The sequence below is a fragment of the Thermomicrobium roseum DSM 5159 genome (assembly GCF_000021685.1).
GTDB classification, from domain to species: Bacteria; Chloroflexota; Chloroflexia; order Thermomicrobiales; family Thermomicrobiaceae; genus Thermomicrobium; species Thermomicrobium roseum.
The window spans coordinates 1690120-1704205 of sequence record NC_011959.1; the positions used below are offsets into that span (position 1 = coordinate 1690120).

The window sequence follows — 14086 nt, forward strand, 5'->3', positions numbered from 1 at the left end:
GCGTATCCGAACGAGGAGGTGGTTCATTCGGCTGACACGGCGACGGTCAGGCGATCGGGCTGAACGCGGCGACGATCATACTGTAGTAGCTCGGCGCCTCGTAGCAGAGGACCTCGCCGCGCAGGGGCACCCGTCGCATCACCCCGGCCAGCATCAGGGTCTGCCACAAGCCATCGATCGCCGCGTTCGTTGCCTTCTCCTCCGGTAGCTCGATCAGTCGGCCCGGATCGTTGGCTTCGAGCGCTTCCACTACCAACCGATCGACCTCAGCGGCATCGGGATGAAATCCGTAAGGGCCATCGGCACGGTGGGTATGTGCCCAGTCACAGCTGGCGATGAAGGCGATGCGCCGGCCGTCTCGCTCGGCAGCGAGCGCCACGGCTTCACCGAACGTCACCAAGCGTTCGCGCGGCAGCCGACGGGAAGGTGTCACGATCACGACCGGCGGGCCGATATCTTCATCGGGCGGCGGCGCCAGGACATCGCCATGGCCGACCAGATTCCGTCCGTGCCCGAGAAACCAGAGCGGCGTCATCGTCCCCCAATCGAGCGGGATGACCGATTGATCCCAGCGATTCCCGGCAAAGCCAGCCAACGCCACCGGAACACCCAGTTCGCGCGCTGCTCCCGCAATCGCCTCCGTCGCTGCTCGGTCCAACGGTACGTTCATCTCGATCTGTCGCCCACGCCAGCGGAGTGTCCCTGCTCCGCGCGCCGTCAAGGCCAGGCAGACCATGCCGTCTACGCGCACACCATGCGGCGTCGCCACGACGAGGACGTCCGGCTGCGCCGCAGCACAGCGCCGCCCGAGTTCGAACATCGCGGCCCGCGTCGCCAAACCCCCTTCGGCATCCTCGGAAAGCTCGGGGATGATCGGAAAACCGTGCGGCGCCACGGCACCGAAAACGATTCCCATCGCCATATTCCTCCTTCCCCGGGCAGTATCCCATGACAGCGAAGGCAGGGCAACGCGTCCCACCTCGTCCGTTTACGCAGCGTTTACCGAGGGTAGCGAGACTCCGTCTCGAAAGCCGGCTGATGACCGGCTCGGCAAGACCAGAAGAGGGAGGTCACCGATGGCCCAGCCGCAAACGCTCCGACGAGTCCAGCGCTCCACTCGAGGCAAACGGATTGCACTCGTTGTCGGAGGGACGCTGCTCACCCTGTTCCTCGCGCTGCAGGGAGTCGCCCTGGCGCTCCCGCGAACCAATCCACCGGTGGTCGCTGAGCCCGCCTGGGACAGTCCCCAGACACGCGAACTCTTCATGCGTGCCTGCGGCGACTGTCACTCTAACCAAACCAACTGGCGCTGGTATACCTACGTCGCACCAGCCGCTTTCCTGGCCTATCGCGACGTCATCGAAGGACGACAAAAGTGCAACGTCTCGGAATGGGGAAGCGGGGGCGAAGCCAAGTGCGACGAGTCGGTCGAACAGATCCGGGAAGGCAAGATGCCACCGTGGTTCTACCTCCCACTCCACCCTGAGGCCAACCTCTCAGCACAGGAAAAGGACCAACTCATCCGCGGCCTGCTCGCGACCTTCGGCGAAGGGGGCGGCGAACGAGAGCGACGTGGCGAACCCGGCACACGGCCAGGAGAGGACGAATCAGGAGAGGAAGGAGCACGCACCAGCCCGCTCGCTCTCCGCCTCGCCTGAGCATGGCGCTCGGTATCTCGGAGCGTGCCGGCATTCTCCGGCAGCGGGTGACAGGAGTTCGACCACACAATACTTGACGAAGCGTGTGCGGATCTGCTAGCCTCAGAAACAAAGGCGCGGAAGGGAAGCAGTAGCGCGCCGAACCCGGTCAGCGAGCCGGGGCTCGAGGTGGAAGCCCGGTCCGGTACGGTGCGCGAACTCGTCCCAGAGCTGCGTTCGCGAACCTGGTCGAGTAGCGAGCGTCGGGTTGCGCCCGTTATCGCGCAGAGAGTGGGCGCCGCTTCTTCGGAGGCGGCGGCCAAGTAGGGTGGTACCACGGGAGCGGCCCGTCCCTTCGCGGACGGGCCGCTCGGCATCTGAGGGGAACGATGTTCTACCGGATCTCGAGCCTGCTGCGACTCTCCCTTAGCCGGCCCCGGGGAGGGGCCAGGATGATCGCGGGACGGTCGTGATGGCCGCTCGGAATGTGCCACCGGCCTCCCGCACAGGAAGCCGGTTCCATGAATCCAGTCACTGGAGGGAGTCGATGAGCGACCGATTGATCATCTTCGATACCACACTGCGGGACGGTGAGCAGTCACCTGGCGCAACGATGACCGAGGACGAGAAGATCGAAGTGGCCCGGCAACTGGTCAAGCTCGGGGTAGACGTCATCGAGGCAGGCTTTCCCGCTGCCTCACCTGGCGACCTCCGCGCCGTCCAGCGGATCAGCCGCGAGGTCAAGGGTGTGACCATCTGTGCGCTGGCTCGTGCCAATCAGCAGGATATCGATGCGGCGTGGGAAGGGGTGCGCGATGCCGAACAGCCGCGCATCCATACCTTCATCGCCACCTCGCCGATCCATATGGAATACAAGCTCCGCAAGACACCAGAGCAAGTCCTCGAGGCTGCCCGCTTTGCGGTGCGGACCGCCAAGCGCTATGTCAGCGACGTCGAGTTCTCGGCGGAGGACGCGACCCGCTCCGATTGGGACTTCCTCTGCCGTGTCTTCGCTGCCGCCATCGAGGAGGGCGCCACGACGATCAACATCCCAGATACCGTCGGCTATGCGGTACCCCATGAGTTCGCCGAGCTCGTCCGCTACGTCACGGAGCACACGCCCGGCATCGAAAAGGTGACGGTGAGTGTCCACTGCCACAACGATCTCGGCCTGGCCACTGCGAACACGCTGGCCGCGATCCGGGTCGGGGCACGGCAGGCGGAGGTGACGATCAACGGGATCGGCGAGCGTGCCGGAAACACCGCGCTGGAAGAGGTCGTGATGGCGCTGCACGTGCGCCGCGACGTGTTCGGGGGCATCCTGCCACGCGTCGTGACCGAACAGATCGTGCCGACCTCCAAGCTGGTCCAGCGGATCACCGGTATCCAGGTCCAGCCCAACAAGGCGATCGTCGGGGCCAATGCCTTCGCGCACGAAGCGGGCATCCACCAGGACGGCATGCTCAAGCACCGCATGACCTACGAGATCATGACCCCGCAGTCGGTCGGCTGGGAGGCCAGTCGCCTCGTGCTGGGTAAGCATTCCGGTCGTGCCGGATTCACCGCCCGGCTCAAGGAACTGGGCTACGGCGATCTCTCGCGGGAGCGGATCGAGCAACTGTACCAGCGTTTCATCGATCTCTGCGACCGGAAGAAGACGGTCACCGATGCCGACATCATCGCGATCGTCGAGGATCAGCTGGCCCAAGTCCCGCAACGCTATACGTTGAAGGGCTGGCGCGCACATTCCGGCTCGGACGGTCGAGCGGAAGCGTGGGTCAAGCTGGAAATCGACGGTGTCGAGCGAGAAGCATCCGCCTCCGGCAACGGGCAGATCGATGCGCTCTTCAAGGCGATCGACCGGCTGGTGGGTCGCCACTGTGAACTGGAGGCGTTCCATGTCGATGCCGTGAGCCCGGGCGAAGATGCACAAGGACAGGTCACTGTCCATCTGCGCTGTGGCACGCAGGTCTATAATGGCCGGGGCGTCGCGACGGACGTCATCGAAGCGAGCCTCCGTGCCTATCTCATGGCACTCAATCGGGCAGCGCTGACGACACCGGTCTCGGTCAGTGGAGGTGAATGACGAGCATGGGTATGACGATGGCAGAAAAGATCCTGGCTCGGGCGGCAGGACGTCGCCGCGTCGAGCCGGGAGAAATCATCGAGGTCGCGGTCGATCTGGTGATGACCAACGACATCACCGCCCCACTCTCCATCGCTGAGTTCAAGAAGCTCGGGGTCGAACGCGTCTTCGACCCCAAGAAGGTCGTCTTCGTGCCCGATCACTTCGTGCCCGCCAAGGACATCAAGGCAGCGGAGCAGTCCAAGATCATGCGCGAGTTCGCGCTCGAACAGGGAGCGATCTACTTCGAGATCGGTCGGGCCGGTATCGAGCACGTCGTTTTGCCGGAGCACGGGCTCACCCGCCCAGGCATGGTCATCATCGGTGCCGATTCCCATACCTGCACCTATGGTGCCTTCAATGCCTTCGCGACAGGGATGGGTTCGACCGACATCGCCGCCGCGATGGCGACCGGCACGACCTGGATGCGCGTCCCGCAAACGATCAAGTTCGTCTACACCGGCACGCTGCCCCCGTTCGTGACTGGCAAAGATCTCATCCTCTACACCATCGGGCAGATCGGCGTCGACGGTGCCTTGTACGCCTGCATGGAGTTCACTGGCCCGGTGATCGACCAGCTTCCGATGGACGACCGGATCACCATGGCCAACATGGCCATCGAGGCTGGTGCCAAGACCGGCATCTTCGCCTGCGACGACAAGACGCGCGAATGGCTGGCCAAGGTCACCACGGAACCGTACGAGCCAGTGGACAGCGATCCGGATGCCCGCTACGCCCAGATCATCGAGTTCGATGTCTCCAACCTGCGTCCGCTGGTGGCGCTTCCTCACTTGCCGTCCAACGTTCGCCCCGCCGACGAGGTGCGTGATCTGCCGATCGACCAAGTGGTCATCGGCTCCTGCACCAACGGTCGGCTGAGCGATCTCCGCATCGCCGCGGAGATCCTGAAAGGGCGGCAGGTGCACCCGCGCGTTCGCTGCATCGTGATACCAGGCAGTCAGGAAGTGGCCAAGCAGGCGACCAGGGAAGGGTTGGTGGACATCTTCCTGGAAGCCGGCGCCGTCTTCTCGGTCTCCACCTGCGGTCCCTGCCTCGGCGGATACATGGGCGTGCTGGCGAAGGGCGAGCGCTGCGTCTCGACCACCAACCGCAACTTCCGCGGGCGCATGGGACACCGCGAATCGGAGGTCATCCTGGCCAGCCCAGCAGTGGCGGCAGCCAGCGCCGTTCTGGGTCGTGTCGCATCGCCGTTCGAACTCAACTGAAGCGAGGAGCGGAGAGCGGAGCAGGTAGCCGCTCTCCGCAGGCATTCGACGTGCAAGCGAGGAGGGCAGTTCCCGTGCCGATGCGTGGGCGTGTCTGGAAGTTCGGTGACAACATCGATACTGACGTCATCATCCCGGCCCGGTACCTGGTGACGATCGATCCCCAGGAACTGGCGCAACACGTCATGGAAGACATCGACCCCGAGTTCGCCAGCAAGGTGCAACCGGGCGACATCATCGTGGCTGGGCGCAACTTCGGCTGCGGCTCGTCACGCGAACATGCACCGATCGCGATCAAGGCTGCCGGTGTCCAGGCGGTAGTGGCTGAATCGTTCGCCCGGATCTTCTTCCGCAACGCCATCAATATCGGACTCCCGGTCGTGGAGGCGCCCGAGGCAGTCCGCGAGACGGAAACGGGCGACGAACTCGAGATCGACACCGAAAACGGAATCGTCCGCAACCTGCGCACCGGCAAGACCTACAAGGCGACGCAGTACGACGCGTTCATCCAACATATCATCCGCGCTGGTGGGCTCTTGAATGCCGTCCGCGAGCGTCTCGCCGCGCAACAGGCAGCGGGGGGAAGCCAGTGAGCGAGGTGCACGTGCTCCTCCTGCCCGGCGACGGTATCGGCCCAGAGGTGGTCGCCGCAGCCCAGCGTGTCCTCGAACTGGTCGGCCACCGGACTGGTTATCGTTTCGTCTTCTCGGAGGACCTCGTCGGTGGGGCAGCGATCGATGCCTATGGCACGCCGCTCCGCGACGAGACGATCGAAATGGCGCTTCGCTCCGATGCCGTTTTCCTCGGGGCGGTCGGTGGCCCCAAGTGGGATCATCTCCCAAAGGCCACACGCCCGGAGGCCGGTCTCTTGCGCTTACGGAAGGAGCTCGGGCTCTTCGCCAACCTGCGGCCAGTACGCGTCTTCGACCCGCTCGCCGATGCCACGCCGCTCAAGCCGGAGATCGTGCGCGGCGTCGACCTTATCGTGGTCCGCGAGCTGACCGGGGGACTCTACTTCGGTCAGCCGTCCGAGCTGCGCCGCGAGCCAACTGGCCGCTGGGCAATCGACACCCTTCCCTATCGAGAGGAGGAGATCGCGCGGATCGTCGACCTCGCGTTCCAGCTTGCCCGGGCACGTCGCCGCAAGGTGACGAGCGTCGACAAGGCGAATGTACTCAACACCTCGGCGCTGTGGCGCGAAGTCGCCAGTGAGATCGGTCAGCGCTACCCAGACGTCACGCTCGAGCATGCCCTGGTCGATTCCTGCGCGATGCGTCTGGTCGCCCGGCCGCGCGATTTCGACGTTCTCGTCATGGAGAATCTCTTCGGCGACATCTTGAGCGACGAGGCAGCGGTCTTGGCCGGCTCGCTCGGCATGCTCCCTTCGGCGAGCTTGCACGGGCAGCCACCGCAACGGCCTGGCTCGCCGGCGGTCCGCTTCGGGCTGTACGAACCGGTGCATGGCTCGGCACCTGACATTGCTGGCAAGGGGATCGCCAATCCCATCGGCGCCATCCTGAGCGCGGCCCTGCTCGTTCGCTGGACACTGGGGAACGAGCGCGCTGCGACGGCGATCGAGCAGGCAGTCGAGGAAACGCTCGCCTCCGGTGCACGGACGGCCGACCTGGCCCGTCCTGGAGAGCCAGCCATGGGGACCGAGGCCTTCACCGATCGGTTACTGGAGCGACTCGCGTCGATCCTTTCTGCCTGACACGCCGCAGTCGATGCCCCGGCCAGTTGCACTGACGGCCGGACTCTCGTGCCCAGCTCGTCACCCATGAGCGTATTCGTCCGCCCCCCGTGCATGCACGAGGGGCGGCTTCGTTCTCCGACAGCCAGGGAAGCGGGGCCATCCGGCTTCATCGGACGTAACCGGTTTCGCGGACCGAACGCGCGCTCACCAGTTACGCAACCGGGACCGATCGCACGCCGGGATCGTTCCTCGGCTACGACCGCTGCACCGGCTTCCCCTTCGCCCCCTGACTCGCGTTCGCCGCGCGGTACCAGCGGAGGGCGAGCGACCGGTGCCCGCACTGGGAGGGGCGGGACGACGTTCGGCCGGGCCGCACGAGCCGCCTCGCTGAGAGAGTCCTCCCACCGGAATGCGATCGGCCCGATCGGTCCTGTTTCCCATCCGTCGTGATGGTCGCCAGAATGACGACGCGCGATCGAACACCGCGCAAGGCTGCGCATGATCCATCGCCAGTGGTACCCTCTTGGGATGAGCGGGAAGGGGAGGGACGTGGCGAACAGCAAGCGTCCGCGGCGCACTGGCCGCCGCACCGCCAGGCGAGCCAGCATGTCCCAAAGCAGCACCGGGCGTGGCCCGGTGGTCTTCGCAGCGCTCGCGTTGATCGCCATGCTGCTCGTCGCTGTCTGGGCCATCCGTGGTTTCTGGCGCACTCCCCCATCGGAAGCTCCCGATGCGGCAACGACCCCGCCCGTCGAGTCTGCTCTACCGGTCGTGACCGCTCCACCGGGTTCGCCTAGTAACCTCCCTCTGTCCCCAGTGGAGACCCCGGACACTGGAGCGACCCCGACACCCGCTCCGACTCCGACGCCGCCTCCACCGATCGTCGTCGGTGCATTCGGCGAGTTGCCCATTCCGAACATCCCACAACCGGCCTACCCGCCGAACCTCCTGAACCTGGCCTACGAACTGGCCATCGATCTCGCGCGCCTGCCGCAGGACGCTCCGGTCTATCGCTTGGTCCCCCGCCAGTGGGACGAGACGACTGTCCGAGCCCTCGCCCGCTCGCTCGGCATCGATGGAACAGTCGAGCGGACAGCCGGTGGTGGTTTCCTCGTCCGCAGCTCGCGCGGGCAGCTCATCGTCAACGAGCTGACGATCCAATACCAGGCCGAACTCCCCAGCCCGACGCCTCAGCCGACGAACTCGCCTGCAGCTACCCCCGAGACCACGCCGGCGGAAACCGCCCTCCCAGACGACGCAGAACTCCGCCGGATCGCCCGCGACTGGCTTCAGAGCCACCAGCTGGTTTCCACGCCGATCGACGAGGGACAGGTGCGCGAGCGCCTGCCGGATCGCGGCTTGGCCATCGTCACCTTCGGTCCTGCCGAACCAACACCGGTCCTCTCCGCGTTTCCCGGCGCGACCGTCACCGTCGCGAGCGATGGGACGGTCCGCCAGGCATTCGTGGCCTGGCCAGCCGCACTCGAGCCATCCACCTACAGCCTCCGGCCAGCCCAGGCGCTCTGGCAGGATGTGCAGAGCGGGCGCGCGACGGTGGAAGTCGACGAGCGTCTCTTCGAGCGAGCCAGCCTGCCGCTGCGCGGTGTGGCTCGTCTGACGAGTGCCGAACTCGCGTGGGTCGATGCAGGGCAAGGGAGCTCACGCTATCTCACGCCGGTCGTCCGTTTCCGCGGTACCGCGACCATCGAGGGATATCCGGAGCCGGTCGAGGTCGTGGTGACGGTCGTCGCCGTCGCTGCGCAAGCCTCGCCGCGCGGGTGAAGAGCGAGCACAGGGAACGGAGGTGCCGTGAAGACGACACACGCTGGTCAGCAACTGCTCCGACTCGGGCTTCTGCTCGCTGTGCTGTCGATCGTGTTACCCCCCGCGACGCACATCCCCAGTGCGCAGGCAGCACCATCGTTCGTCCGCTGGGGATACTACGTGACGTACGACCGCACGTCGTGGACCACCCTGCAAGCGCACCTCGGCACGCTCGACATCGTGTCCCCGTACTTTTTCCAGCTGCGCGCTGACGGGACGATCGAGGAGCTGAGCGACCCCACCGCTGACAGCTTCCTCCGCCAGAGTGGGATCACGGTCGTCCCGATGATCAAGAACGTACCGCGCTGGAACGACTTTACCCCCCTGATCGCCGATCCCGTGCAGCGTAGTGCCGTGATCACTCGCCTCGAGCGACTAGTCGAGGAGCGCGGCTACAGTGGCATTCACATCGACTTCGAAGCAGTGAATGCCGGCGATGCCCCGCACCTCACCGCCTTCATGCGCGAACTCGCTGCCCAACTCCGCCCACGCGGCAAGTTGGTGACACAAGCGGTCGTGGCCCGCACCTCGGACACTCCGACCACCTGGGGCGGTGCCTATGACTATCCGGCACTGGCCGAGGTGAACGACTACATCGTCGTTATGGCATACGATTTCCACTATGCTGGAGGGTCACCGGGCCCGGTCGCCCCGTATACGTGGGTGCAACGAGTCGTCAGCTACCTGACGACTCGTGTTCCCCGCGAGAAGCTGATCCTCGGCATTCCGCTCTATGGTTACGACTGGAACGTGACTGCCGGGCCGCCAGCTCGTTCGGTTCGCTATGACCAGGTACGAGAACTGCTCCGCCGACCAGGAGCGAGCAGCGGTTACGACGAAACGGAAAAAGAGGCGTGGATCCGCTACACCGACGATCAGGGACAGCGGCACGAAGTTTGGCACGCTGACGCGCGGAGCGTCGCCGCGCGCGTCGATCTCGCGCTCGATCGTGGTCTCGCGGGTGTCGCGCTCTGGCGGCTCGGGCACGAGGACCCAGCTGTTTGGGATGATTTGGCTCGCCTGAACACGCCGGCCACTCGGATCCCCGCATTTCCGTCGACACCGGAACGGCGCTACTTCCCGGAAACTGGTCACTCGCTCTCCCACGGCTTCAAGGCCTTCTGGGAACGGAGCGGCGGGCTGCCGATCTTTGGGTATCCGCTCACTGAGGAGTTCAGCGAAATCAATCCGGATCTCGGTAAGCCCTTCACGGTCCAGTACTTCGAGCGGCAGCGATTCGAGTATCATCCGGAACTCGCGGGGACCCCCTACGAAGTCCAGCTCGGCCGGTTGGGAGTGGAGGACGCGAAGCGGCGTGGCCTTCTCGGGCATCCAGCGTTTCAGCCGATCCCGGCCAGTGCTGTCTCCGGGGACTGCTGGTTCTTCCCGGAGACCGGACACGCAGTCTGTGGCCGCTTCCTCGCCTACTGGCGCTCCTATGGGCTCGAGTTCGGTGATCCCGGGATCTCCTTCCGCGAGTCACTGGCGCTTTTCGGCTACCCGATCTCGGAACCCTTCACTGATCCCGTTACCGGCCTGACCATCCAGTACTTCGAGCGGGCGCGCTTCGAGTATCATCCGGAGAACCCGGAGCCGTACCAGGTGCTCCTCGGACTGCTCGGTCGTGATCTGGTTCGGGCGAAAGGATGGATCCGGTGAGTGTTGCCAAGCGCCTGCTCGTCCTCCATGGTCCGAACCTGAATTTGCTGGGCCGGCGCGAGCCAGAGGTGTATGGAACGACGACACTGGCCGAGATCGACCAGCGACTGCAGGAACTGGCACAGGCACACGGATTCGAGGTCATCTGCGCGCAATCCAATCATGAAGGGGAACTCGTTGACCTGATTCAGCGCTACGGCTGGGAAGTGGCTGGCATCATCCTCAACCCCGGCGCCTTGACCCATTACAGTATCGCCTTGCGCGACGCGGTCGCTGCGGTCCCAGCACCAGTCGTCGAGGTCCATCTCTCCAACATTCATGCCCGCGAGCCATTCCGGCATCGGTCGGTCATCGCACCGGTCGCGGTGGGACAGATTTGTGGTTTCGGTCCGATGAGCTACGAACTGGCACTCATCTATCTCGTACGACGAGCGGAAGGAGCGATCGGGTGAACACAGCGGAACGACTGGCGCGGCTGCGAGAACGGTTGCGTGAGCAGGAACTGGATGCGATCGTCATCACGCACCCCTCCAATCGCTTTTGGCTGAGCGGTTTTACTGGCGAGGATATTCCCCCCAACGAATCCGCTGGCCATCTCGTGATCAGCCACTCTGCCACGATCGTCGTCACCAGCCGACTCAACAGTGTCCTGGCCCAACAAGAGGCCATCGGTTTCGAGGTGTTCGATCGCGAGCGCGACTTCGCCCGCGGCGACGCGCTCGTTCTCCAGGAGATGGGGGTACGGCGTGTCGGCTTCGAGGACCGCGCGATTCTCTATCGCGACGTCCAGGTCTTGCGCGAGACATTGGGTCCCGCGGTCGAACTCATCGCGGTGGGAACGCTGGTCGACGATCTGCGCGCTCGCAAGACACCAGACGAGTTGGAACGGATCAGGCAGGCCCAGGCGGTCACCGACGCCGCCTTCCAGGCAGTGCTCGCTGAACTCCGGCCCGGGCTGAGCGAGCGCGCGGTCGCGCTCCGTCTGGAGCAGGCACTCGTGGAATTCGGTGCCGATGGGATCGCCTTCCCGATCGCCGTCGCCTCCGGCCCACACGGTGCGCTCCCGCACTATCGTCCCACCCAACGCCGGTTGAGCACTGGCGAACCGATCGTCATCGACATGGGAGCCATCGTCGCCGGCTACTGCGCCGATCTGACGCGGACCGTCTGGATCGGTCAGCCCGACCAGCAGCTGGAGCGCATTTTCTCCATCGTGCTCGCGGCCTTGGAAGCGGCGGAAGCCGGTATACGACCAGGAATGACCGGACGGGAGGCCGATGCACTCGCCCGACAGGTGATCGCCGAGGCTGGCTACGGGGATGCCTTCACCCACTCGCTCGGGCATGGTGTCGGCGTGCGCGTGCACGAGGCACCCGCACTGTCACCGGCCTCCGATCAAATCCTCGAACCCGGGCACGTGGTGACGATCGAGCCGGGGATTTATGTGCCAGGATGGGGTGGTGTCCGGATCGAGGATCTCGCAGTCGTCCGTGAAAGCGGCATCGAGGTTCTGACCCGCACCCCCAAGCGGATCGATCTCGCCGGGTCATAAGGGAGGAACCGTGTACCCATCCGGAAGGGTGAGTCGTATCTCGTATACTGAGCGACAAGAGGTGGATCACGTTCGGCACAGCAGGGGGATTCCGGGATGATCGAGACCGGTGATCTCAGGAAAGGCTTGACGCTGCTCATCGACGGCGAACTGGTTCGCGTCCTCGACTATCAGCACGTCAAGATGGGACGCGGCAGCGCCTTCGTCCGCTTGACCCTCAAGAACTTACGCACCGGAGCCACCACGACGACGACCGTCCAAGCGGGGACACGCTTCGAACTCGCCCCGCTCGAGCGGCATCGGGTGCAGTTCCTCTATGAGGACAGTGGCCAATACCATTTCATGGATACCGAGACGTTCGAGCAGTTCGCGATCGATCGAGAAGCGCTCGGCGATGCGGTCTATTACCTCAAGGAGGGCCTCCAACTCGATCTCCTGACCTACAACGGCCAGCCTGTCGAAGTCGAGTTACCAGTTACGGTCGATCTCAAAGTCGTGGATACTCCACCCGGTGTGCGTGGTGATACGCAGTCTGGTGGTGGAAAGCCGGCAACCCTCGAAACGGGACTCGTTGTCACTGTTCCCTTTTTCATCGAGATCGGTGATATCGTGCGCGTGGATACGCGCACGGGCGAATATATCGAGCGGGTGAGCTGACGATGTCGGAAGAGGCCCGACCAGGATCGTCTCGCGCTCCCGACTACGGAGCACTGACGCGTACGGTCCGCGAACTCATCGAGGTGATGCGAGCAGCCGGACTCCAGCGTCTCGAAGTCAGTCACGGCGATTTGCGCATCGTGCTGGAGAGCGCAGCACTCAGTGCAGCAGCGACGCTCCTGCCGCCGGCAGCAGTCTCGCCCGGGCGAACAGCCGAGCAGCACACAGCGGCGCTCGAGCAGCTGGAGACGATCACCGCACCGATGGTCGGAACCTTCTATGCAGCACCGCGGCCAGGTGCCGAGCCCTTCGTTCGTGTCGGTGATCGGGTCGAGCCAGGGCAAGTCGTGGCGATCATCGAGGCGATGAAGGTGATGAACGAGATCGTGGCGGAACGCGCTGGCACCATCGTCGAGATCCTGGTCGAGAACGGTCAACCGGTCGAATACGGGCAGCCGCTGATGCGACTGCGACCCGATTGACGAGGGACAGCGATGTTGCCGAGCGAGGTCATCGGGGTCGCCGCTCTCACCCGCTTCATCAAGGACCTCCTGGAAGAGCACCCGAACCTCCGCCTGCTCCGTGTGCGCGGTGAGATCACCAACGCTCGAACGTATGCCAGTGGACACTGGTACTTCAATCTGCGCGAGGGAGAAGCGATCCTGCGTTGCGTTCTGTTCCGCAGTCAGGCACAACTCCTGACCTATCTCCCCCGCGATGGCGACGAAGCGATCGCCAGTGGGTCACTGGGCGTCTATGAGCGCGACGGTGTCTACCAGCTGTATGTCGAGCACCTCCAGCCGCTCGGCGATGGCGCATTGCGCCAGCAGTTCGAGCGCCTCAAGGAAAAGCTGGAACGCGAGGGATTGTTCGATCAGCGTCGCAAGCGTCCCCTGCCGCTGCGTCCCCGCTGCATCGCGGTGGTGACCTCCCCTCACGGGGCAGTCTGGCACGACATCCAAACCATTCTGCGTCGCCGCTATCCCTACGTGCACCTGTTGCTCGCCCCGGCCCGCGTGCAGGGAGACGATGCGGTCGAGACACTCATCGCCGCTCTGGAGTCGGTCCAACTGGACGGACGGGCGGAGGTCGTCATCATCGCCCGTGGTGGCGGATCGCTCGAAGACCTCTGGTGTTTCAACGACGAGCGACTGGCCCGAGCGATCTACGCGAGCAGGATTCCGGTCGTGTCAGCCATCGGTCACGAGACAGATTGGACGATCTGCGACTACGTCGCCGACCTCCGTGCACCGACACCGTCAGCGGCTGCCGAACTGGTCACGCCACACGATCGTCGTACCCTGGTCAGGCAACTCGTCGATTTGGAAGAGCGGCTGGAAGCGCTGGCCACACGCCGGCTGGTGCGTACGCGTGACCATGTTGGGCAGCTCCAGCATCGACTTCACCGTGCAGCGCCCCTGCACCGCATGGACAACCTGCGGCAACGCCTGGATCAGTCAGCTCAGCGGATCGACCGAGCGATCCTGCTGCGCTTGGCACGCCAACGCCAGCACGTGCAAGCACTCGGCCGCGAACTGGAATTGCTCAGCCCCTACGGCCCGTTAGCTCGGGGTTACCTCCTGGCCGAGGACAGTGCCAGTGGTGAGGTCGTCCGTTCCATCCGTCAGGTCAGTCTCGGCCAGGCTCTCCGCCTTCACTTCAGCGACGGTCAGGCTGAGACGATCGTCCGATCGATCGAGTTGAGCGAATGAG

General features: G+C 64.6%; 13 protein-coding genes and 1 other annotated feature. Of the genes, 12 read left to right on the forward strand and 1 reads right to left on the reverse strand.

The features are described 5' to 3' along the window. Nucleotides 1-46: 46 nt before the first annotated feature. Entirely contained in the window at nucleotides 47-916 is an 870-nt protein-coding gene (locus tag TRD_RS07905; RefSeq protein ID WP_041436959.1) for a DODA-type extradiol aromatic ring-opening family dioxygenase, read from the reverse strand. Between the two features lie 160 nt (nucleotides 917-1076). On the opposite strand from TRD_RS07905, the gene TRD_RS07910 reads away from it, so the two are divergent. From TRD_RS07910 to xseA, 12 genes are all read left to right on the forward strand, one after another. Then, on the forward strand, nucleotides 1077-1658 hold the full coding sequence (locus tag TRD_RS07910; RefSeq protein ID WP_015922632.1) for a heme-binding domain-containing protein: 582 nt from the start codon (nucleotides 1077-1079) through the stop codon (nucleotides 1656-1658). 108 nt (nucleotides 1659-1766) lie between these two features. Then, nucleotides 1767-1995: a binding site (T-box leader), on the forward strand. A 189-nt stretch (nucleotides 1996-2184) separates the two neighbouring features. Beyond that, entirely contained in the window at nucleotides 2185-3723 is a 1539-nt protein-coding gene (locus TRD_RS07915; RefSeq protein ID WP_015922633.1) for a 2-isopropylmalate synthase, read from the forward strand. 5 nt (nucleotides 3724-3728) lie between these two features. Next, nucleotides 3729-4988, forward strand: a complete 1260-nt coding sequence (gene leuC / locus TRD_RS07920) for a 3-isopropylmalate dehydratase large subunit (protein WP_041436964.1) — start codon at nucleotides 3729-3731, stop codon at nucleotides 4986-4988. 74 nt (nucleotides 4989-5062) lie between these two features. After that, nucleotides 5063-5581, forward strand: a complete 519-nt coding sequence (leuD, locus tag TRD_RS07925) for a 3-isopropylmalate dehydratase small subunit (RefSeq protein WP_015922635.1) — start codon at nucleotides 5063-5065, stop codon at nucleotides 5579-5581. Continuing rightward, a complete protein-coding gene (leuB, locus tag TRD_RS07930) occupies nucleotides 5578-6699 on the forward strand; it encodes a 3-isopropylmalate dehydrogenase (RefSeq protein WP_015922636.1) in 1122 nt (373 codons plus the stop codon). The genes leuD and leuB overlap by 4 nt, the downstream gene beginning before the upstream one ends. A 588-nt stretch (nucleotides 6700-7287) precedes the next feature. Then, nucleotides 7288-8463: a hypothetical protein gene (locus TRD_RS07935; RefSeq protein WP_041436055.1), complete on the forward strand. Its 1176-nt coding sequence runs from the start codon at nucleotides 7288-7290 to the stop codon at nucleotides 8461-8463. Nucleotides 8464-8490: 27 nt separating this feature from the next. Further along, nucleotides 8491-10164, forward strand: a complete 1674-nt coding sequence (locus TRD_RS07940; protein ID WP_015922638.1) for a glycosyl hydrolase family 18 protein — start codon at nucleotides 8491-8493, stop codon at nucleotides 10162-10164. Continuing rightward, nucleotides 10152-10616, forward strand: coding sequence for a type II 3-dehydroquinate dehydratase (gene aroQ / locus TRD_RS07945; protein WP_041436057.1), 465 nt, complete (start codon nucleotides 10152-10154; stop codon nucleotides 10614-10616). The genes TRD_RS07940 and aroQ overlap by 13 nt, the downstream gene beginning before the upstream one ends. Further along, nucleotides 10613-11716 (forward strand): M24 family metallopeptidase, encoded by a 1104-nt coding sequence (locus TRD_RS07950; protein ID WP_015922640.1) that lies wholly within the window; start codon nucleotides 10613-10615, stop codon nucleotides 11714-11716. Before aroQ ends, TRD_RS07950 begins: the two co-directional genes overlap by 4 nt. A 96-nt stretch (nucleotides 11717-11812) precedes the next feature. Then, nucleotides 11813-12373, forward strand: coding sequence for an elongation factor P (gene efp / locus TRD_RS07955; protein ID WP_015922641.1), 561 nt, complete (start codon nucleotides 11813-11815; stop codon nucleotides 12371-12373). 2 nt (nucleotides 12374-12375) lie between these two features. Beyond that, nucleotides 12376-12855: an acetyl-CoA carboxylase biotin carboxyl carrier protein gene (gene accB / locus TRD_RS07960; RefSeq protein WP_015922642.1), complete on the forward strand. Its 480-nt coding sequence runs from the start codon at nucleotides 12376-12378 to the stop codon at nucleotides 12853-12855. A 12-nt stretch (nucleotides 12856-12867) separates the two neighbouring features. Beyond that, a complete protein-coding gene (gene xseA, locus TRD_RS07965; protein ID WP_015922643.1) occupies nucleotides 12868-14085 on the forward strand; it encodes an exodeoxyribonuclease VII large subunit in 1218 nt (405 codons plus the stop codon). The last annotated feature ends 1 nt before the right edge of the window (nucleotide 14086 follow it).